The following is a 21424-nucleotide window of genomic DNA, read 5'->3' as shown; positions in this document are numbered from 1 at the left end:
ACCGCTCAGGCGACCCGCCCGACCGCGCCGGTCGCGTCGGCCACCTCGACCGCGCCCCCCTGCGGGACCGCCACCAAGGCGCACCGCGCCGCCAGTTCGTCCATGGACAGGCCGAGCGCACGGGCGAGGGCGGCGACGGTGAAGAAGGCCGGGGTCGGCGCCCGGCCGGTCTCGATCTTGCGGAGCGTCTCGGCGGAGATGCCGGCGGCCGCGGCGATCACGGCCATGCTGCGGCCGCCTCGGGCCTCGCGGAGCAGCGCGCCGAGCCGCTCTCCGCGTTCACGCTCTTCGGGGGTCAGCGGGGTGCGTACCATGCGGCCATTCTAATACCGGTATAACAATTGGCGGGGCGGAATCGAGGGCGGGCCCCTCGACCGGCGCCCGGCACGAGGCGGTCCGGGCCGTCGACGCGGGGTGTCGCCACTGGGGCCGGACCGGCCGCGGGGCCGCACAGCACCGCACAGGACCGCAGAAGGGCCATGAGGCAGGACCACGGAAGTGCCACAGGAGGGCCGCGCAGGACATCGCTGGACGTCGCCTTCCCTCGCACGCCTTCACAGGACATGCCGCCCCAAAAGGAACGTGTCATCGTGGTGTAGCCCGGCACGGACAGGAAACTCGTCGGCACCGGCAACGCAGTCGATGGAAACGGAACGCCATGACCAGCGGCTACATCGGCCCGGAGGGCGACCCCTTCGGTGAATTCCTGGCCCGCTTCTTCGGCGGGCCCCGCCCCGGCCCCCGCCAGATCAACATCGGCCAGCTCCTCAGCCAGCCGGCCAGGGAGCTGGTCCGCGGTGCGGCGCAGTACGCCGCCGAGCACGGCAGCCGCGATCTGGACACCGAGCACCTGTTGCGCGCCGCCCTCTCGGCGGAGCCGACGCGCAGTCTGCTCAGCCGCGCCGGGGCGGACCCCGACTCCCTCGCGTCGGAGATCGACGAGCGTTCGGGCCCCGTACAGCACCCGCCGGGCGAGGTGCCGCCGCCCACCTCGCTGTCGTTGACGCCGGCCGCCAAGCGGGCCCTGCTGGACGCCCACGACCTGGCGCGCTCGCGCGGCGCCGGCTACATCGGTCCCGAGCACGTGCTGAGCGCGCTCGCCGCGAACCCGGACTCCGCGGCCGGGCACATCCTCAACGCGGCCCGCTTCGCGCCGTCCGCCGGCCCGTCCGAGTCCCCGGACGCCATGCCCCCGCAGTCCCGCCAGGAGCGGCAGCGGTCCACGTCCACGCCCACCCTGGACAAGTACGGCCGGGATCTCACCGACCTGGCGCGCCAGGGGCGGATCGATCCGGTGATCGGCCGGGAGGACGAGATCGAGCAGACGATCGAGGTGCTGTCGCGGCGCGGCAAGAACAACCCCGTGCTGATCGGTGACGCGGGGGTCGGCAAGACCGCGGTCGTGGAGGGGCTCGCCCAGCGCATCGCGGACGGCGACGTGCCGGACGTGCTGGCCGACCGCCGGGTCGTCGCCCTGGACCTGACCGGCGTGGTCGCCGGTACCCGCTACCGCGGCGACTTCGAGGAGCGCCTCAACGCCATCGTGACCGAGATCCGCGAGCACTCCGACCAGCTCATCGTGTTCATCGACGAGTTGCACACGGTCGTGGGCGCGGGCGGTGGCGGGGAGTCCGGCTCGATGGACGCGGGCAACATCCTCAAGCCGGCCCTGGCCCGTGGCGAGCTGCACGTCGTGGGCGCGACGACGCTGGAGGAGTACCGGCGGATCGAGAAGGACGCGGCGCTGGCCCGCCGGTTCCAGCCGATCCTGGTGCCGGAGCCGTCGGCCGCGGACGCCGTCGAGATCCTGCGCGGTCTGCGCGACCGGTACGAGGCCCACCACCAGGTCCGCTACACCGACGAGGCGCTGGTGGCGGCCGTGGAGCTGTCCGACCGCTACCTCACCGAACGGCGGCTGCCCGACAAGGCCATCGACCTCATCGACCAGGCGGGCGCCCGGGTGCGCCTCGGGGCCCGCACGAAGGGCACGGACGTGCGCGCCATGGAGCGCGAGGTCGAGCAGCTCACCCGCGACAAGGACCAGGCGGTGGCCGACGAGCAGTACGAGCAGGCCACCCAACTGCGGGACCGCATCGTCGAGTTGAAGCAGCGGATGACGGACGCGGCCGGGGGCGGCGAGGTCGACGAGGGACAGCACCTGGAGGTCACCACCGAGGCGATCGCCGAGGTCGTGTCCCGGCAGACGGGCATTCCCGTCGCCAGCCTCACCCAGGAGGAGAAGGACCGGCTGCTCGGCCTGGAGCAGCACCTGCACGAGCGGGTCGTCGGCCAGGACGAGGCCGTGCGGGTCGTCTCGGACGCGGTGCTGCGCTCGCGTGCCGGGCTGTCGAGCCCGGACCGGCCGATCGGCAGCTTCCTGTTCCTCGGCCCGACCGGCGTCGGCAAGACCGAACTGGCCCGCGCGCTCGCCGAGGCGCTGTTCGGCAGCGAGGAGCGGATGGTCCGCCTGGACATGAGCGAGTACCAGGAACGGCACACCGTGAGCCGCCTGGTGGGAGCCCCGCCCGGGTACGTCGGCCACGAGGAGGCGGGCCAGCTGACCGAGGCGGTGCGCCGGCACCCGTACTCGCTGCTGCTGCTCGACGAGGTGGAGAAGGCCCATCCGGACGTCTTCAACGTCCTGCTCCAGGTCCTCGACGACGGGCGGCTGACCGACGCCCAGGGCCGTACGGTCGACTTCACCAACACGGTGATCGTGATGACCAGCAACCTGGGTTCGGAGGCGATCACGCGGCGCGGCGCCGGCATCGGTTTCGGGGCCGGCGGCACGGACGCGGACGAGGAGGCGCGGCGGGAGCAGATCCTGCGCCCGCTGCGCGAGCACTTCCGGCCGGAGTTCCTCAACCGCATCGACGAGATCGTCGTCTTCCGGCAGCTCAGCACGGAGCAACTGCGGCGGATCACCGACCTGTTGCTGGAGGGGACCCGCCGGCTGGTGCACTCCCAGGGCATCACCGTGCGGTTCTCCGACGCCGCCGTCGACTGGCTCGCCGAACGCGGGTACCAGCCCGAGTACGGCGCCCGCCCGCTGCGCCGCACCATCCAGCGCGAGGTCGACAACCGGTTGTCGCGGCTGCTGCTCGACGGGCAGGTCCGGGAGGGCGCCGCCGTGACGGTCGACGTCGAGGAGGGGCGGCTCGCGTTCCGCACGAGCCACGACGAGGCACCCGCTCCCGAGCTGTGAGGCCGCCGGCCCGGACGACCGGGCCGGCGGCTCACCGCACACGGTTCACGGCACACAGCACACGGTTCACGGCATACGGCGCACGGCGTGATGCCGCCCGCGTCCTACGGTGCCGGCAGCACCACCTGTGCCGAACCGCCGCCGCGCCGCACGGTCTCGGCCGCCGCCAGCCACTTGCCGTTCGGCAGCCGCTGCACGCCGGTCGTGGCGCCGATCTCCGGGTTGAGCTTGAACGAGTGCCCGATGGACTCCAGTTGCCCGGCGAGGTCGCTGCCGTAGAGGCCCGGTTCGAGTTCCGTCTGGGCGGTGTTGCGCTGGCTGGCGCGGGGTGCCGCGATGGCGTCCACGAGCGGGAGCCCGCGGTCGAGGAACCCGGTGAGGGTCTGGAGCACGGTGGTGATGATGGTCGCGCCGCCGGGCGAACCGAGGGCCACCACCGGCAGGTGGTGCCGGTCGAGGACGATGGTCGGCGAGATCGACGAGCGCGGCCGCTTGCCCGGACCGGGCAGGTTCGGGTCGTGCACGGCCGGGTTCGCCGGGGCGAAGGAGAAGTCCGTCAGCTCGTTGTTGAGGAGGAACCCGCGGCCGGGGACGGTGATGCCGCTGCCGCCGGTCTGCTCGATGGTGAGCGTGTAGGAGACGACGTTCCCCCACTTGTCGGCGACCGTCAGGTGCGTGGTGTTCTCGCCCTCGTACGTCGTCGGCGCCGCCGTGCCGCCGCCGGCGCAGTCGGCCGGACGGCGCGGGTCACCCGGCGCGAGGGGGCTGGTCAGCACCGCGTCGTCCCTGATGAGGCACTCCCGCGAGTCGGCGTACCGCTGCGACAGCAGTTCCTTCACCGGTACGTCCTCGAAGGCGGGGTCGCCGACCCAGCGCCCGCGGTCGGCGAAGGCGATGCGGCCGGCCTCGATGAACCGGTGCAGGTACTGGGCCCGGCTCGCCTCGGACAGGTCGGTCCGCTCCAGGATGTTGAGGGCCTCGCCCACGGTCGTGCCGCCGGAGGAGGAGGGGGCGATGGAGTACACGCCGAGGCCGCGGTAGGTGGTCTCGGTGGGCGCCCGGAGCTTGGCGCGGTAGGCGGCGAGGTCCTTCGCGGACAGGTCGCCGGGCCGGGCGTTCCAGCCCGAGGCCGGGTCCACCGGAGGCTTGTCGACGGTGGCGACGATGTCCTCGGCGATGTCGCCCCGGTAGAGCGCGCCGACCCCCTTGCGCCCCAGCTCGGCGTAGGTGCGGGCGAGATCGGGGTTCTTGAAGGTGGAGCCGACGACCGGGAGTTGTCCGCCGGGCAGGAACAGCTCGGCGGTGTCGGGGAAGTGGCGGAAGCGCGCCTCGTTCGCGGCGGTCTGGCTGCGGAAGGTGGCGTCGACGGTGAAGCCGTCGCGGGCCAGGCGCTCGGCGGGCTTGAGCAGCGTGCCGAGCTTCCTGCTGCCCCACCGGTCGAGGGCCGTCGCCCAGGTGGCCGGCGTGCCCGGGGTGCCGACGGCGAGGCCGCTGCTGACGGCGTCGGCGAAGGCGAGGGGCTTGCCGTTCTCGAGGAAGAGGTCCGGTCCGGCGGTCAGCGGCGCGGTCTCCCGGCCGTCGATCGTGCGCACGCCGCGGGACTTGGCGTCGTAGTAGACGAAGTAGCCGCCTCCGCCGATACCGGAGGAGTAGGGCTCGGTGACGCCGAGGGCGGCGGCGGTGGCGACGGCCGCGTCGACCGCGTTGCCGCCCTTGCGCAGCACCTCGATGCCGGCCGCGGAGGCGTCCGCGTCGACGCTGGCCACGGCGCCGCCGTAGCCCACGGCGACGGGCACCTTCTCGGCCGGCGCCCTCCCGGCGGCGGGTTTCCCGACGGCGGCGGGTGGCGCCGCCGCTCCCACCGAGACCACGGCGGCCGAGACCGCCAGGACCGACAGTTTCCGCGCGGCCGACAGTTTCCGCGCGACAGAGCGACGCATCCGTACCTCCAGTCCGGGAACGTCCGCGCAGCGTAACCACAACACCCGTGCCCCGACAGCCCCTTCCGGGCAGTGTCGTACGACTGCCGCATCGAACACGGGTACGTTCCGGCCATGGGACCCCACTACTATGCGCGCCCATGAATGACGACGTGCGCAACATCGTTCTGGGTGTGGTCGCGGCCGGCATCAGTGCCGCGCTCGGCTGGGTGGCCCGCACCTACCTCTGGCGACGGAGACTACGCCGCAAGCAGGCCTTCTTCGGGCTGCCGGACAACTCGGAGTGCCTGCTCGTCGTCAACCGCGATCCGGCGTCCCCGGAGCCCGCGGTCCACCGCATCGACGTGTTCGCGCTCCTGGAGCTGTCCGCGCTGGTCAAGGACTGCGGCGCCAACGTCCAGGTGGTCACGCAGGACGCGGCCCAGCAGGGCTTCGGGGAGCGCACCGAGTTCTGTGTCGGCGGTCCCGCCTCCAACCGGCGCATGATGGCGCACATGTCGGCCCTGCTGCCCGGGGTGCGGGTCAACGTCGACGCCGAACCGGGCCCGGACCGGGGCGCGTTCCAGATCGGCACCGAACGCCACCGGATGGAGGCGGGCGTCACCGAGTACGTGCTGCTGGCCCGGCTCACCGCCGCCCAACGCCGTGACGCCCGGCCGGTGTTCCTCTTCTGCGGCCAGCGCGCGATCACCAACCAGGCCGCCACCCGCTACCTGGCCCGCCATCACGAGCGCCTGCACCGCAAGCACGGGAACAACTCCTTCGTGCTGCTGCTGAAGGTCGTCAACTCCCAGGCGTACGGCCCCGACGTGGTGGAACTGGTGGCGGACGTGACGCGGGCGGCCCAGACGCCGCTGCCCGCGCAGTCCGTCTCCTCCCGCACCTCGCACCGCGCGTCCTGATCCCCGCCACCGGCCGGCGGTGGGGCGTGGACGCGGTCGGCCCGCTCCACAGCGAGCACAACCCGTCCGGCGCACGGCTGACCTTCTCCTCGCCGGCGAACGACCCGTCGTACGGGGCGATTCCGCTGTGCGAACAGTGATCTCCGGCCGGCGCCGGGCGGGTATGGCTCCTTGAGTGCTGCCCCTGCGGCCCGGATGAACGACCCATCCTAGACGAGGGCCGCCGGGGGTCGTGCGGGCGTGCACGGACCTAGTGCTTGAGGATCTTGGAGAGGAAGTCCTTGGCCCGGTCGCTGCGCGGATCGGTGAAGAACTCCTCCGGGCCGCGGTCCTCGACGATGCGGCCGTCGGCCATGAAGACCACGCGGTTCGCGGCCGACCGCGCGAAGCCCATCTCGTGGGTGACGACGACCATCGTCATGCCGTCCCGGGCGAGCTGCCGCATGACCTCCAGCACCTCGTTGATCATCTCCGGGTCCAGGGCGGAGGTCGGCTCGTCGAACAGCAGCGCCTTGGGCTCCATGGCGAGGGCCCGGGCGATGGCCACGCGCTGCTGCTGGCCGCCGGAGAGCTGGGCGGGGTACTTGTCGGCCTGGCCGGCCACGCCGACGCGGTCGAGCAGGGCACGGGCTTTCTCCTCGGCCTTCGCCTTGTCCACCTTGCGGACCTTGATCTGGCCCAGTGTCACGTTCTGCAGGACGGTCTTGTGCGCGAACAGGTTGAAGGACTGGAAGACCATGCCGACGTCGGCGCGCAGCCGGGCCAGTTCCCTGCCCTCCGCCGGCAGCGGTCTGCCGTCCAGCAGGATCGTGCCGGACTCGATGGGTTCCAGCCGGTTGACCGCCCGGCAGAGCGTCGACTTGCCCGACCCCGACGGGCCGATCACCACGACCACCTCCCCCTTGCCGACCGTGAGGTCGATGTCCTGGAGGACATGCAGCTCCCCGAAGTACTTGTTGACGTCACGCAGCTCGATCAACGGATCGACGGCCATGCGCAGCCCTACTCACTCTCGGCTGTCCCGTGCTGCCGCAAACTATCCAGACAAAACCCACGGAAAGACGCGACACGCACCTTTCGGACATTAGCCGTATTTACGCCCCACCGCAGACCGCCGCCGCACGCCCGTGCCACACACCCCGCCGCCGGCCGCCGCACGCCCGTGCCCTGCGTCCGTGCCGCGCACCCCGCCCCGCGCCTCAGACCTCCGCCACCTCGCCGTAGTGCTGGGACAGCTCCGGCACGCCGTTCACGGCCCACTCCTGTCCGGCCGTCACCACGTCGAACTCCCGGCCCGAGGCGAGCCGTACGACGGGCTGACCGCCGGGCCAGACCTCCCAGGCGGCGCCGGGGACGGTGCGCACGATGACCGTGCCGAGGTAGAGGCCCGCGTCGTTGCCCAGCCACGGCAGGATCTCCGCGTCGTCGCGCCAGCGCGGCAGCAGCTGGTCGAGCGCCTCCAACGAGGCCGGTGTGTCGTCGAGCCGGATGCCCTCCCGCTCCGCCAGGGTGCGCAGCAACTCGCACTCGGAGAGGAGTTCGGCGACCCCTTCGGGGTCCGCGGCGGTCAGCGTCGCCTCGGCGTGCCTCTTGCGCCTGCTGCCCAGGAAAGGGATGTTCATACGCCCAGCGTGACATTCACACCGGCGTGCGCACCACAGGCGCGCGGACGGCCGCGAGCGGCCGGACTCCCCTTCCCCGCCCACCCGGTGGACCGGCCGGCACACGGCGCTTTTCCCCGCGGCGCCGGGACGGCCGGCCGGACCGGGCCGGGTCGCCGGCCCGGCCCGCTCCCCCGCACCGGCCGGCCCCGCGCACGGGCCTACACGTCGAGGTCGACGACGACCGGCGCGTGGTCCGAGGCGCCCTTGCCCTTGCGCTCCTCGCGGTCGACGTAGGAGTCCTTCACGGCCTTGGCGAACGGCGCGTTGCCGTAGACCAGGTCGATGCGCATGCCGCGGTTCTTGGGGAAGCCGAGCTGGCGGTAGTCCCAGTAGGTGAACGGGTGGTCGTACTTCAGGGGGCGCGGGACGACGTCGGAGAGGCCCGTCTCGCGCAGGGCGGCGAGGGCGGCGCGCTCGGCGGGGGTGACGTGGGTGGAGCCCTCGAAGACGGCCGGGTCGAACACGTCGTCGTCGGTCGGCGCCACGTTGTAGTCGCCCAGCACGGCGAAGGGGCGGCTGCCCCCCGCGTCGCCGGCGACGGCGGCCCTGAGGGCCTCGAACCACTGCAGCTTGTACGCGTAGTGCGGGTGGTCCACCTCCCGGCCGTTGGGGACGTAGACCGACCAGAGGCGGACCGGACCGCACGTCGCGGAGATCGCGCGGGGCTCGACGGCGTCCTCGTACCCCGGATCGCCGGGCAGGCCCTTGACCACGTCCTCGAGGCCGACCCGGGAGACCAGCGCCACGCCGTTCCACCGTCCGGTGGCGTTGACCGCCGCCTCGTAGCCCAGCTCGCGCAGCTGGTCGAACGGGAACTGCGCCTCGGCGACCTTGGCCTCCTGGAGGCAGAGCACGTCGGTGCCGCTGCTCTCCAGCCAGGCCAGGAGCCTCGGCAGGCGGGCGGTGATCGAGTTCACGTTCCAGGTCGCGATGCGCATGGACGACAACCTACCCGCAGGGTCCGACAGCGGCCTCGCTCAGATCTGCGCCGACGCTCCCGACGCCAGCCGCTGGTGGTCGGCGCCGCCGAGGTTGCCCAGATGGGTGTCGTAGATCGGGCGGGCGAGGTCGGTGAGGAGGGCGTCGTGGATGTCGTAGACCCGCCGCGGCCGCACCTCCCTGACGTAGTCGATGACCTCGGCGATCTTGTTCCAGGGGGCCATGACCGGGGCCAGGAGGGTCTCCACCCGGTGGTCGGGGACGGTGAGGGCGTCGCCGGGGTGGAAGACGCGGCCGTCGTCGATCAGGAAGCCGATGTTGGTGACGCGCGGCAGGTCCGGGTGGATCACGGCGTGCAGTTCGCCGTGGACCTGGACGTCGAAACCCGCCGCGGTGAAGGCGTCCCCGTGGCCGACGGTGTGGACGCGTCCCGGGAAGGCGCCCGCGATCTTCTCCGCGACCGACCGGAGGGTCCAGATCTCGGCGGCCGGGTCGGTCTCCAGGGCCGCCCGCAGCCGCTCCTCGCTGAAGTGGTCGGGGTGCTCGTGCGTGACGAGGACGGCGTCCGCGCCGAGCACGGCGTCCGCCTCGGTGAACCCGCCCGGGTCGAGGACGAGGGTGCGGCCGTCCTTCTCCAGGCGGACACAGGCGTGCGACTTCTTCGTGAGCTTCAGGGGAGCCGGGGGCGTCATGGGAGTCTCGGGATTCCTGGACCGGTGGGAGGTGCCGGGCCGGCGGGATGCGCCGGCCCGGCCGGGGGTGGTGGGCCGGTCGGGGGTGGTGGGGGTCATGGGTCCATCCTGCCTCCGCCCGGCGGCCGGCTCACTCGGTGGGCGTGGTCTCCTCCCGGATGACCTGCTGCGCCACGCGGAACGCGCTGTTCGCGGCCGGTACGCCGCAGTAGACCGCCGTCTGGAGCAGCACCTCCTTGATCTCGTCCGGGGTGAGGCCGTTGCGCAGGGCGGCACGGGTGTGGGCGGCCAGCTCGTCGAGGTGCCCGCCGGCCACCAGCGCGGTCAGGGTGACGCAGGAGCGCGAGCGCCGGTCGAGGCCGGGGCGGTCCCAGACCTCGCCCCAGGAGTAACGGGTGATCAGCTCCTGGAAGTCGCCCGAGAAGTCGTCGGCCTGTGCCAGCGCCTGGTCCACATGGGCGTCGCCGAGGACCTCACGCCGCACCTTCAGCCCGGCGTCGTACGGGTCGGGGCGGCCCATGACCTGCTGGGGCACCGCCACGGGCGCGGGCGCGATCTCGGCGATCGGCGCGGTCGGCGGCGGCGGGGACTGCACCGGCCTGAGGGAGACGCCGGGGACGGCGGTCTGCCCCGTGCTGTGCTCGTACGCCGGCTGCCAGGCGGTGGAGAAGTGCCGGACCAGCAGGTCGGTGACGGCGGCGGGCTGCTCGACCGGCACCAGGTGGGAGGCGCCGGGAACGACGGCGAGCCGTGCGTCGGGGATGCCCGCGACGAGCGTGCGGGCCTCGGCGGGGCCCGTGACCTGGTCGTCCGATCCGACGAGGACCAGCGTCGGCACGCCCACCCTGCCGAGTTCGGCCCGCACGTCGAACGAGGCGAGCGCCTCGCAGGCCGCGATGTAGCAGCCGGGGTCGGTGGTGCGCACCATCTGTACGGCCCACTCGGTGATCGCGGGCTGGGCGGCGGCGAAGCCGCTGGTGAACCAGCGGTCGGGCGAGGTGCGGGCGATGGGGTCGAGGCCGTTGGTCCGCACGATCACCCCGCGCTGGCGGAACTCGTCCGCCGTACCGAACCGCGGCGAGGCCGCGATGAGCGCGAGCGAGGCGACCCGCTCGGGGCGACGCAGCGCCAGTTCCACACCGACCGCGCCGCCGAGCGCACAGCCCGCGTAGCCGAAGCGCTGCACGCCGAGCGCGTCGAGCGTGGCGAGCAGCCGCTCGGCGAGATCGCTGACGGAACCCGCCGGATAGGCCGGCGCCCCGCCGTGACCGGGCAGGTCGAACCGGAAGATCCGCCACTGCTGGGCCAGCTCGGGGACCTGCCGGTCCCACATGTGCCAGGTGGTGCCCAGTGAGGGGCCCAGGATCAGGACCGGAGCGTCTCCCGGCCCGTCAAAGCGGTATTGCAGGGTGTTCGGTGGTGTCTCGCTCACCCGTCAGACCCTCTCATCTCTCACGACTGCCCCTGCCGACGGGGGTTGCGGCTGTGTGGGCCCGACCCGGTGGAAGACCTCCCGGGCAGCGTAGCGTTCGGGGCGGCGGACGATTTCGCGAAGGGCCTTGCCCTCCCTGCCGCGGTGTCCGCAGTGGTCCCGGGTGCGCGGGACGGCACGCAGGCGGTGGATCACCCTGTCCCGCTCTCCGGGTACCGTCAGGGTATGAGTCATCCACACCCCGAACTGAAAGCCGCCCCGCCCCTGCCCGAGGGAGGGCTGCGCGTCATCGCCCTGGGCGGCCTGGGTGAGATCGGCCGCAACATGACCGTCTTCGAGCACGCCGGCAAACTGCTCATCGTCGACTGCGGCGTGCTGTTCCCCGAGGAGACCCAGCCCGGTGTGGACGTGATCCTGCCGGACTTCACCTCGATCCGGGACCGGCTGGACGACGTCGTGGCCGTGGTACTCACCCACGGCCACGAGGACCACATCGGCGGCGTGCCGTACCTGCTGCGCGAGCGGAGGGACATCCCGGTCGTCGGCTCCAAGCTGACGCTGGCGTTCCTTGAGGCCAAGCTCAAGGAGCACGGCATCCGGCCGCGCACGGTGCGGGTGCGCGAGGGCGACCGGCGCGGCTTCGGCCCCTTCGACTGCGAGTTCGTGGCGGTCAACCACTCCATCCCCGACAGCCTCGCGGTCGCGATCCGCACCCGGGCCGGGATGGTGCTGCACACCGGCGACTTCAAGATGGACCAGTTCCCTCTCGACGACCGCATCACCGATCTGCGCGCCTTCGCCCGGCTCGGCGAGGAGGGTGTGGACCTGTTCCTCACCGACTCCACCAACGCCGAGGTCCCCGGTTTCACCACTTCCGAGCGGGAGCTGAACCCGGCGATCGAGCAGGTGATGCGCACCGCGCCGCGCCGCGTCATCGTCTCCAGCTTCGCCAGCCACGTGCACCGCATCCAGCAGGTCCTGGACGCCGCCCACCAGCACGGCCGCAAGGTCGCCTTCGTCGGCCGGTCGATGGTCCGCAACATGGGCATCGCCCGCGACCTGGGCTATCTGAAGGTCCCCTCCGGTCTGGTGGTGAGCACGAAGGAGCTGGAGAAGCTCCCGGACCACAAGATCACCCTGGTGTGCACCGGTTCCCAGGGCGAACCGATGGCCGCGCTGTCGCGGATGGCCAACCGCGACCACGTGATCCGCATCGGCAAGGGCGACACCGTCCTGCTGGCCAGTTCCCTCATCCCCGGCAACGAGAACGCCATCTACCGGGTGATCAACGGGCTCACCCGGTGGGGCGCCCACGTGGTCCACAAGGGCAACGCCAAGGTGCACGTCTCCGGGCACGCCAGCGCCGGCGAGCTCGTCTACTGCTACAACATCGTCAAACCGCGCAACGTCATGCCCGTGCACGGCGAATGGCGCCACCTGCGGGCCAACGGCGACCTGGCCATCCGTACCGGCGTCGATCCCGACCGGGTGGTGATCGCCGAGGACGGCGTCGTCGTCGACCTCGTCGACGGGCGCGCGTCCATCACCGGCAAGGTCCCCGCCGGCAACGTCTACGTGGACGGCATGGAGGTCGGCGGCGCCACCGAAGCGTCCCTCAAGGACCGCCTCACCCTCGCCGCCGAGGGCGTGGTCACGGTGGTGGCGATCGTCGACGCGGACACCGGCGCCCTCGCCGAGGCCCCCGACTTCCTGGCCCGCGGCTTCGTCCACGACGACACCACCTTCGAGCCGGTCGTCCCCGTCATCGAGAAGACCCTGGCCGCCGCGGCCGAGGAAGGCGTCGGGGACGCGCGCCAGCTCGAACAGCTCATCGCCCGCGCCGTGGCGAACTGGGCGTTCCGCACCCACCGCCGCAAGCCCCTCATCATCCCCGTCATCATCGACGCCTGAGCCACGGCCCGGCAGGACGGTCCCGGCCCCGCCGGCACCGGGCCGGGCGCGGCATCCGCCGAGCCGCACGGGAGCCGCGCGGGACATGCGGCTCCGGTGCCCGACGGCGCTTGCGGCGACCGAGGTCGGGAAGTCCCGGGCCGAGGCCGCACGGGCCCGGGCCTCCACCGATCAACGGATCGGCGGATCGGCGGATCGGCGGATCGGCGGATCAACCGACCAACGGATCAGGGGCCGCGCAGCCATGGCTGCGCGGCCCCTGATCCGTGTCGGCCCCGCACGGGAGCAGGCGCCTTCGTCCGGGTGGGCGGCAGGGCCCACCCGGACGGCGGTCACCGGACGCGGCGTGCGCGGTCCCTCGGGCAGGTCCGCGAGGTCAGGCCAGGTTGATGTTCTCGGCCTGCGGACCCTTCTGGCCCTGGGTGACGTCGAACGTCACGGCCTGGCCCTCCTGGAGCTCGCGAAAGCCCGTGGAGTTGATCGCGGAGTAGTGCGCGAAGACGTCCGGGCCGCCGCCGTCCTGGGCGATGAAGCCGAAGCCCTTCTCCGCGTTGAACCACTTCACAGTTCCCGTAGCCATGTCTCATGCCTTCCAGTCGATGAACGCCTCCCACCCGATGTGGCAGACGGAGGTGATCGCCCTGGTCCCTGCGGCACAGCACAGCAAAACGCCCACGCCGAAGGCGTGGGCAGGAGGGAATTCCGAACCACGACAGCTGACACAGACGCTACACGCCCGCACACCGTGTCACCACAGGAAATGATCACACCGGACGGTGAAACCGTGCGTGCGGTGCCCGCCGGCGCCGACGGGCCCGCTCACCTCATGCTGCTGCCGTCGGGTTCGCCGACGCGGCGGCGCGGCGATGTTCGGCGTTGATGCGCCGGGCCTCCTCGAGCTGGTCCTCGAGGACGACGATCCGGCAGGCGGCCTCGATGGGGGTCCCGCGGTCGACGAGTTCCCGGGCGCGCGCGGCGACGCGCAGCTGGTAGCGGGAGTAGCGACGGTGGCCGCCCGCGGAGCGGAGCGGGGTGATGAGGCGGGCTTCGCCGATGGCGCGGAGGAAGCCCTGTGTGGTGCCGAGCATCTCAGCGGCCCGGCCCATGGTGTAGGCGGGGTAATCGTCGTCGTCGAGACGGCCGAACATGTCGTCTGCTGTCATCGCACCTCTCTGCGGAACGCGTGGAGGGGCCCTGGCGCCGTACCGGCACCAGGGCCCCGAAGGAACTACTACACCATCTGCCGGCCCTGATACCGCACCGGCCCTCTGTTTCCGCGGAACCGACCGAGACGCTGTCGGGGACGCGGGGATCGCGGTTGCTCGACCGGAGACCACCTCACTATCGATGTCCTGCGGTACCCGGGCGCTGGACTTCCACCCGGGCGATCCTGATGGCGCTGGGCTCCTCCGTTCTTCCCTCTTGATCAACTGCTCACTGACGGAAACTGCGAACTGCTGGTGTTGCGAACTGCTGGTGGCCTCGAACAGCGCCACCCTTCGGCAGCCAGCCCCGTCGCCCGTCGTGCGTCTGCTCTGGCTTGGAACCCCACTGCCGAACGTCCCGATGCGCGCGCCCGCAGCCGACGCCTTCACCGAGGTGCTGCTCACCTACTTCGCTGCCGGGTACTGCGAACTCTCCCTTACGGGTACTGCCACTGCGGTACTGCTCATGGCGGCCCCTGATCACTGCGGGCCACCCGGTCCGGTCGTCAGTCCCGTCGCCGTCCTGCAACCGCTCTGGCTTCGGAACTCCACCACCGCACCGCCCTGCGAACTGCAACTGCGGTACTGCTGCCCGGCAGTTCATCTCTGCCGGGCCTCGCTCGATCTCGGCTACGAGAGAAACCATAACCACGCCGACACCCAATGTCTACTCTGGCCGACACAGATTTCCGCGTGTCGGAGGGCGAGGTAATCCGCCTCGAGCGGTTCATGGCTGGTCCGGGCAGACCGCGGCTCGCCGGGCCGCCCCGCGTACGGCGGGGGCCGCCGTACGCGGTGTGGGCCCGACCGGCGTACCGGTCGGGCCCACACTGCTGGTCGGATGTCGGCTCGCGCCTGTCGCTCCGGTCAGAGCGTCACGGGGGTGCCGAGCATCGCGGAGGCGTACTGCAGCGAGCCGGGGACGCCCACCGTCGCGGCCTCGGGGAGGGCACGGCAGGTGAAGCCGAGCCGGGTCATGGCCCGGACGACCTCGGCGGCGCTGAAGTCACGGCGGTCCTGGCGGGTGATGACGTGGCCCACTTGCTTGACGGGGTAGTGGCGGCGGCCGATGATCACCGATTCCCCGACGACCGGTTCGGGCTTGACGCCCTTCATCGATTCCAGCACCCCGCCCTTGGTGAGCTCGAAGGGGAAGCGGGCGATGACGCAGCGCATGGGGCCTCACAGGGAGAAGGGAAGAACGGTCCGACCGGGGTGAGGCGTTTCAGCGGGAGAGGGCGAGGTCGCCCGGCGCGCTGTCCTGCTCCTCGACGACGCGCAGGGCGCCGAGCCGACGGGAGCGCGTCCCGTGCTCGGCTTCGCCCGTCGCGGTCAGGGGCGAGGTGAACGGTCCGTGGTCGCCGAGGATGTCGCGCAGGCGGACGCGATCCGTGCGAGCGCCGCTGTCGCGGACGGCGGTGAGGTCGGTTCGGGTCACCAGGCCGATGCGCTGGTCGTCCTGGTCGCAGACGACCAGTCGGCCCGTGCGTGCGGCGGCCATGACGGCCAGTGCCACCTCGACGCTCATGTCGTCGCAGACCTGCGGTCCGGCCGCGTCCATGACCTCCACCGCCGTCCTGTGCACGGGGTGGGAGTCCGCCGGGCGGAACTGCATCTGGACCAGCGTCAAAAGGTGCCTCCTGCAGAGATGGGTCAGCTTCCTGATCACGAAGGTTCAGGCCGCCGCGTCGAGGACGGGGCGGTTCACAGGGGTCCGCCGGGGCGTCGAGGAGGGGCGGCGCCGGCCTCGGGAGGAGGCGCTGCGCCTGGGGCGTTCGGCCACCGGTGCGGTGATGACGACCGGGATGCCGGAAGGGGCCTGGGCGCCGGTGATCCGGCTCAGTGCCTCGTCTCCCGAGCGGACCTGGGTGGTCTGCGGCCGGATCCCGGCGTCCGACATGAGGCGGACCATGCCGCGGCGCTGGTTCGGCGTGACCAGCGTGACGACGCTGCCGGACCGGCCGGCGCGGGCGGTACGGCCGCCGCGGTGCAGGTAGTCCTTGTGGTCGGTCGGCGGATCCACGTTGACGACCAGGTCGAGGTCGTCGACGTGGATGCCGCGCGCCGCGACGTTGGTCGCCACCAGCACGGTGACGTGCCCCGTCTTGAACTGCGCCAGCGTGCGGGTGCGCTGCGGCTGGGACTTGCCGCCGTGCAGCGCGGCGGCGCGCACCCCGCTGTCGAGCAGGTCCTGGGTCAGCCGGTCGACGGCGTGCTTGGTGTCCAGGAACATGATCACGCGGCCGTCACGGGCGGCGATCTCGGTCGTGGCGGCGTGCTTGTCGGCGCCGTGGACGTGCAGGACGTGGTGCTCCATCGTGGTGACCGCGCCGGCCGACGGGTCGACGGAGTGCACGACCGGGTCGGTCAGGTAGCGGCGCACCAGCCGGTCGACGTTGCGGTCCAGGGTGGCCGAGAACAGCATCCGCTGCCCGTCGGGCTTCACCTGGTCGAGCAGCGCGGTGACCTGCGGCATGAAGCCCATGTCGGCCATCTGGTCGGCCTCGTCGAGGACGGTGACGGCGACCTCGTCGAGGCGGCAGTCGCCCCGGTCGATGAGGTCCTTCAGCCGGCCCGGCGTCGCGACGACGATCTCGCTGCCGGTGCGCAGGGCACCGGCCTGGCGGCCGATCGACATCCCGCCGACCACCGTGGCCAGCCGCAGCCGCACGGAGCGGGCGTACGGGGTGAGCGCGTCGGTGACCTGCTGCGCCAGCTCGCGGGTCGGCACCAGGACGAGGGCCAGCGGCTGACGGGGCTCGGCCCGCTGTCCGGCGGTACGGGCCAGCACCGCGAGACCGAACGCGAGGGTCTTGCCGGAGCCGGTGCGGCCACGGCCCAGGACGTCACGGCCCGCCAGGGAGTTCGGCAGCGTCGCGCCCTGGATCGGGAACGGCACGGTCACCCCCTGCCTGCCGAGTTCGGCCAGCAGCTGCTGGGGCATGTCGAGATCGGCGAACGCCTCGACGGCCGGCAGTGCGGGGGTGATCGTCCTGGGCAGTGCGAACTCACCCCGCGCCGCGGCGGGCCGGCGGCTGTGACCACCGGACCGGGCGGGGCCGCCCGAACGGGGCTGCGCCTGCGGGCCGAAGCGGCCGCCGCCCCTTCCCGCGTCGGCACTGCCGTCACGGGAGCGGGCGGAGCGGTCGTTCGTGTACGTGCGGTTCATGCGGAACCTTCCTCGATGTGGCACATATCAAGGAATTCCCGCAGCAATGAGCTACTCGGAGAATTACAAGTATGGACCGGCGGCAAAAGAAAACAGCTTCCGGCCGGCGGAAGAATCCGGGGGCACGGGCGCTGAAACGGGTGGCGCGATGGGGACGTGAGATCCGGGCATCGGCCGTGGCGCAGCCCTTCAGGACGTCCGTGCGTCACCGAGGGAGGAGTTGCGCGTGGCGGGACTACGGATTCCTCCGAGTCGTCCCGCGGGGGAAACCACCGCGGGAGATGCTTGCAGCTGGGGCCCGCACCCCTAAGGATGCGGGCCCCAGCTGCGGTCTGTGCGTCAGGGTCAGGCAGGAACGATGTTCTCGGCCGTCGGGCCCTTCTGGCCCTGTGCGATGTCGAAGGTCACCTTCTGGCCCTCGAGCAGCTCGCGGAAGCCCTGCGCGGCGATGTTCGAGTAGTGGGCGAACACGTCGGCGCCGCCACCGTCCTGCTCGATGAAGCCGAAGCCCTTTTCCGCGTTGAACCACTTGACGGTACCGGCAGCCATGTCATGTCTCCTTTGGGGCAGTACATCGGGATCCGCGCTGCGCGGACGCCGTGTCGCCGCGATGATCACCCCGCCCGGAAATGACCGGAAATATAAAAGTGCTCCCGGCCGAAAGAACGAGGCGGGGCACTTGAAGTTTCGGGAACCACAACTGCAACCGGGATCGACAGTAGCACGCCGCAACGGACCGTGTACGCCACATAATTCCACTCCGTTCATTGCGGCAAAAACTCTCACCGCGCGCTCCGTCAAACTCTCACCTCGCAGGGACAGATATTGATTGACCCGGATGCGATGTGGTCAGGAAGAACGGTGCCGTCGGCCGCGACCGCGGCCGACGCGGCGCGACCGCCGACGCGGCCGTCCACGGCATCGCCGTCGGAGGGTGCCCGGCGGCTCGATCCGGCAGGCCGGCGCTGGAGCACGGCCGCTCCCCCGCCGATCGCCCGAGGGTTTTCGTCGGCGGCCGATGCTCCGCTCGGGCGTCGGACCTCGGGTCAGCTCCGCGCGCCCCCGGCGATGGCGCAGGCGGTGCCGTTCAGGGTGTAGGAGTCCGGCGGGGTGGTGTCGCCGGTGTGGGTCGCCTGGAAGCCGATGTCGACCGACGCTCCTGGAGGGATCGTGGCGTTGTGGGCGACGTTCCCGGCCGTCACCCGGCCGGAGGCGGGCGCGTACCGGGCGTTCCAGCCGGAGGTGATGGTCTGGCCGGCGGGCAGGGTGAAGACGAGGGACCAGCCGTCGATCGCGGTGGTGCCGGTGTTGGTGACGGTGATGTTCGAGGTCAGGCCGGTGTTCCAGGCGCTGACGGTGGTGGCGGTCCGGCAGGACGCCGAGTCCGGCGGCGGGTCGGAGGCCTGGAACTGTGCGAAGAACCTCCACACCTCGCCCGGCAGCCAGGTCCGGGAGCCGCTGTCCCCGGGAGCCCCGTCCTGCGGGGCGGCGATGTGGCCCTCGTCGAACGCGGCCCAGGCGACCGGGTGCCCGGCCGAGCAGCCCGAGTAGGTGGTGATCCGGTGCGTCAGGCTGCCCGGTGCCGGCTCCGGCGGGCTCTGGGGGGTGCAGCCGTTGTTCCTGACGAACCTGTCCCGCATCGCCCGTCCGCCGGAGATGTTGAGGACGCCGTCCCTGAGGCCGTGCACTCCGAGGTAGGCGACGGGCTGGGTGCCGCCCGCGCATCCGCTGAGCTGCCCGCCGCTCTGGACCGCGACCGCGCGGAAGACCGTCGCGCGCGAGCACGCGAGGGCGTACGACATGGCGGCGCCGTAGCTGAAGCCCAGGGCGAAACGCTGTGTCGTGTCGACGCACAGGTCCGCCTCGATCCGCCTGATCATGTCGTCGACGAAGGCGACGTCCTCCCCGCCGGCGTTGGCCCAGCCGTTGTCGAGGCCTTGCGGGGCGACGAAGACGGTGCTCTCGCCCGCCAGCCGCTGGAGCCCGTAGTAGGCCCAGGTGCCCGTTTCCACGGTGCGGCCCGTGGCGACGTCGGTCGAGGTGCCGCCCAGCCAGTGGAACCCGAACACCAGCCGGTGGGCGCGGCCGCGGTCGTACCCGTCGGGGATCCGCAGGATGAAGTTCCGGTTCTTCCCGCCGCTGAGGATCGTGTGCGTCCCGCTCGTCAGGGTGGGGGTCCTGCCGCAACCGGAACTGGGAGCGGCGGCGGCGCCGACGGACGCGGCAGCGGGGCGGGCGGCCGTCGGCGGGGCGTTCTCGCCCCGGTCGTGGCCCAGGGCCGTGCCTCCCAGGCTCAGGACGACCAGCACCGCGACCACGGCGGGCCACACGAGGGTTCTTGTCCTCGTCATCGTGAAACTCCTCTTCTCGTCACGCGGTCGGTCAGGTGCGGGTCCACTTCTGGCCGGCCTGGCCGTTGCAGGCCCACAGGACCAGCCGGGTCCCGTCGGCGGTGCCGGCCCGGTCGGCGTCGAGGCACAGTCCGGCGTGGACGTTGCGGATCGTCCCGTCGGAACCGGCGGTCCACTTCTGGTTGTTCTGGCCGTTGCAGGGCCAGGTGATGACGCGGGTGCCGTTGGCGGTGCCCTGGTCGTAGGCGTCCAGGCACTTGTCGCCGAAGACGCGGATCTCACCGCCGGCCCAGGTGGTCCACAGCTGGTTGGCGGCCGTGTGGCAGTTCCAGAGCAGCACCGTGGCCCCGGCCGCGGTGGAGGCGTTGTCCACGTCCGCGCAACGGCCGGACGCGTCGCCGCGCAGCCGCGAGGTGGTGGAGGCCACGGGGGTGCCACCGCTCACCCGGAACACGGCCACGCCGTGCGCGGGGACGCTCGCCGAGATCTGCCCGGATGTGCTCGACGTGCCGCCGGTCCACAGGTCCGTGAGGGTGAACGGCCCGCCCGACAGGCCGGCCTGCGCGGCCGTGGTGGTGACCGTGGCGGTGCCGCCGCCCCGGTTGAACAGGCCCACCGCGACCGAACCGTCGGACAGAGGCTTGGCGAAGACCTCGGTGGTGCCGTCGTCGCGCACCCTGCGCCCGCCCGCGCCCAGCGGGTCCTGGTTCACCGCCAGCAGTCGCGGGTTGCGCAGGATCGCGCTCACGTCGGCGGACATGGTGCGGATGTCGTTGCCGGCCATGAGCGGGGCGGCCATGAGGGCCCACAGGGCGAAGTGGGAGCGGGACTCGGTCAGTGACAGGCCGGGACGGCCGACGACCAGCATGTCGGGGTCGTTCCAGTGCCGCGGGCCGGACTGCGCCGCGAGGGGCGCGGTGACGTCCAGGACGTTGCCGACGCCCATCGGGTAGCTGTTGGTGTTGCCGTTCTGCCAGATGTCGAGCAGGTCCTCGGTGGTCCGCCACAGGTCGGCGACCCCGCCCCAGTCGTGGTCGGCGCCGGTGATGGCGTGCAGGCTGTTGGGGTTGATGCTGTAGACGATCGGCCGCCCGGTGGCACGCAGGGCGTCGCGCATGAGGGTGAACCGGGCGACCTGTTCGTCCCGGGTGCCGCTGGACGAACACCAGTCGTACTTGAGGTAGTCGACGCCCCAGGAGGCGAACGCGGCGGCGTCCTGCGCCTCGTGTCCCCTGCTGCCCGTGGACCCCGGGTAGCTGCCCGTCGCCTGGGCGCAGGTACGCTCGCCCGGCACCTGGTAGATGCCGAACTTCAGCCCCTTGCCGTGGATGTAGTCCCCGAGCGCCTTCATTCCGCTCGGGAACTTGGTGGGGTTGGCCCGCAGGTTGCCCGCCGCGTCGCGCTGCGGGTCGAACCAGCAGTCGTCGACCACGACGTACCGGTAGCCGGCGTCCCGCATCCCCGAGGACACCATCGCGTCGGCGGCCTGGCGGACCTGCGCCTCGGTGACCCCGCACCCGAAGCTGTTCCAGCTGTTCCACCCCAGTGGCGGGGTGACCGCCGGACTGCCCGGTGCGGCCGAGGCGGTCGGCTGGACGGCGGCGGTCACGGACGCGGTGACCGTCAGTGCGGCGGCCGTGAGGAGGCGGATCAGTCGTCCGCCTGATCGTCTGGGCACCAAGGACTCCTTCGGTACGCAGCGGAAGAAGAGCGGTTCGAAATTTCGAGCAGCATTCGGAAACTCGAAGCGGCCCCACGGATCCTAGAGAGGAGCCTGGACATGTCAACACCACGCGTCGGGCCGACTTCACGGCGCCGCCAGGAGGCCGCGCGGCGGGACGTCCGCGCCGCCGGGGCGCTCACCTGGGGAGACTCGACACCGGGATTTTCCGAATGTTTCGACGGAGCGAGCGAACCCTGCGAGAGGGGTTGACGGAGTGCACCGGCCTCCTATCATCCAAAATGCTCGACAGACCGATCCACATTCGACATTTCGAACACCAGAAAGCCCTCC

18 protein-coding genes are annotated in these 21424 nt (G+C 71.8%); 3 read left to right on the top strand and 15 right to left on the bottom strand.

Translation table 11 applies throughout. The features are described 5' to 3' along the window. Window positions 1–5: 5 nt before the first annotated feature. Window positions 6–314, bottom strand: coding sequence for a helix-turn-helix domain-containing protein (locus ACF09K_RS22020; RefSeq protein ID WP_392245895.1), 309 nt, complete (start codon window positions 312–314; stop codon window positions 6–8). A 344-nt stretch (window positions 315–658) separates the two neighbouring features. Between ACF09K_RS22020 and ACF09K_RS22015 the strand changes: the two genes are divergently transcribed. Continuing rightward, window positions 659–3205, top strand: coding sequence for an ATP-dependent Clp protease ATP-binding subunit (locus ACF09K_RS22015; protein WP_392245893.1), 2547 nt, complete (start codon window positions 659–661; stop codon window positions 3203–3205). A 104-nt stretch (window positions 3206–3309) separates the two neighbouring features. On the opposite strand, the gene ggt is transcribed toward ACF09K_RS22015, so the two are convergent. Continuing rightward, entirely contained in the window at window positions 3310–5145 is a 1836-nt protein-coding gene (ggt, locus tag ACF09K_RS22010; protein ID WP_392245891.1) for a gamma-glutamyltransferase, read from the bottom strand. A 140-nt stretch (window positions 5146–5285) separates the two neighbouring features. Here ggt and ACF09K_RS22005 point away from each other — a divergent pair, with 140 nt between their 5' ends. Next, window positions 5286–6047 carry a hypothetical protein gene (locus tag ACF09K_RS22005; RefSeq protein ID WP_392245890.1) on the top strand — a complete coding sequence of 254 codons (762 nt, stop codon included), beginning with the start codon at window positions 5286–5288 and terminating at the stop codon, window positions 6045–6047. A gap of 250 nt (window positions 6048–6297) precedes the next feature. Here the strand turns inward: ACF09K_RS22005 and ACF09K_RS22000 are convergent, their stop codons facing one another. The 5 genes from ACF09K_RS22000 to pcaC form a co-directional block, all read right to left on the bottom strand. Beyond that, window positions 6298–7041: an amino acid ABC transporter ATP-binding protein gene (locus ACF09K_RS22000; protein WP_392245888.1), complete on the bottom strand. Its 744-nt coding sequence runs from the start codon at window positions 7039–7041 to the stop codon at window positions 6298–6300. A gap of 205 nt (window positions 7042–7246) precedes the next feature. Continuing rightward, window positions 7247–7669 (bottom strand): DUF6278 family protein, encoded by a 423-nt coding sequence (locus ACF09K_RS21995; protein WP_392245886.1) that lies wholly within the window; start codon window positions 7667–7669, stop codon window positions 7247–7249. 200 nt (window positions 7670–7869) lie between these two features. Then, entirely contained in the window at window positions 7870–8649 is a 780-nt protein-coding gene (locus tag ACF09K_RS21990) for an exodeoxyribonuclease III (RefSeq protein ID WP_392245885.1), read from the bottom strand. A 39-nt stretch (window positions 8650–8688) separates the two neighbouring features. Continuing rightward, complete coding sequence (locus ACF09K_RS21985) at window positions 8689–9324, bottom strand: MBL fold metallo-hydrolase (protein ID WP_392246017.1); 636 nt, start codon at window positions 9322–9324, stop codon at window positions 8689–8691. 148 nt (window positions 9325–9472) lie between these two features. Further along, window positions 9473–10774 carry a 4-carboxymuconolactone decarboxylase gene (gene pcaC / locus ACF09K_RS21980; RefSeq protein WP_392245883.1) on the bottom strand — a complete coding sequence of 434 codons (1302 nt, stop codon included), beginning with the start codon at window positions 10772–10774 and terminating at the stop codon, window positions 9473–9475. Between the two features lie 225 nt (window positions 10775–10999). Here pcaC and ACF09K_RS21975 point away from each other — a divergent pair, with 225 nt between their 5' ends. Beyond that, window positions 11000–12685, top strand: a complete 1686-nt coding sequence (locus tag ACF09K_RS21975; protein WP_392245881.1) for a ribonuclease J — start codon at window positions 11000–11002, stop codon at window positions 12683–12685. Window positions 12686–13061: 376 nt separating this feature from the next. On the opposite strand, the gene ACF09K_RS21970 is transcribed toward ACF09K_RS21975, so the two are convergent. The 8 genes from ACF09K_RS21970 to ACF09K_RS21935 form a co-directional block, all read right to left on the bottom strand. Next, on the bottom strand, window positions 13062–13265 hold the full coding sequence (locus tag ACF09K_RS21970; RefSeq protein ID WP_030052720.1) for a cold-shock protein: 204 nt from the start codon (window positions 13263–13265) through the stop codon (window positions 13062–13064). A 244-nt stretch (window positions 13266–13509) separates the two neighbouring features. Further along, a complete protein-coding gene (locus ACF09K_RS21965) occupies window positions 13510–13848 on the bottom strand; it encodes a MerR family transcriptional regulator (protein WP_392245879.1) in 339 nt (112 codons plus the stop codon). A gap of 909 nt (window positions 13849–14757) precedes the next feature. Then, complete coding sequence (locus tag ACF09K_RS21960; RefSeq protein WP_392245877.1) at window positions 14758–15066, bottom strand: SCO5918 family protein; 309 nt, start codon at window positions 15064–15066, stop codon at window positions 14758–14760. 49 nt (window positions 15067–15115) lie between these two features. After that, complete coding sequence (locus ACF09K_RS21955; RefSeq protein WP_392245876.1) at window positions 15116–15520, bottom strand: CBS domain-containing protein; 405 nt, start codon at window positions 15518–15520, stop codon at window positions 15116–15118. A gap of 45 nt (window positions 15521–15565) precedes the next feature. Beyond that, window positions 15566–17059 (bottom strand): DEAD/DEAH box helicase, encoded by a 1494-nt coding sequence (locus tag ACF09K_RS21950; protein WP_392245874.1) that lies wholly within the window; start codon window positions 17057–17059, stop codon window positions 15566–15568. A 345-nt stretch (window positions 17060–17404) separates the two neighbouring features. Beyond that, window positions 17405–17608, bottom strand: coding sequence for a cold-shock protein (locus ACF09K_RS21945; RefSeq protein ID WP_023586116.1), 204 nt, complete (start codon window positions 17606–17608; stop codon window positions 17405–17407). A 497-nt stretch (window positions 17609–18105) separates the two neighbouring features. After that, complete coding sequence (locus ACF09K_RS21940; protein ID WP_392245872.1) at window positions 18106–19410, bottom strand: cellulose binding domain-containing protein; 1305 nt, start codon at window positions 19408–19410, stop codon at window positions 18106–18108. 31 nt (window positions 19411–19441) lie between these two features. After that, the gene (locus ACF09K_RS21935) at window positions 19442–21088 is read right to left on the bottom strand and encodes a glycoside hydrolase family 27 protein (RefSeq protein WP_392245870.1); all 1647 of its coding nucleotides are present in this window, start codon (window positions 21086–21088) and stop codon (window positions 19442–19444) included. Window positions 21089–21424 lie beyond the last annotated feature (336 nt).

Source organism: Streptomyces sp. NPDC014882 (genome assembly GCF_043081325.1).
Lineage (GTDB): Bacteria > Actinomycetota > Actinomycetes > Streptomycetales > Streptomycetaceae > Streptomyces.
The sequence above is the reverse complement of the archived record's forward strand: the minus strand, read 5'-3'. Positions and strand labels throughout refer to the sequence as shown.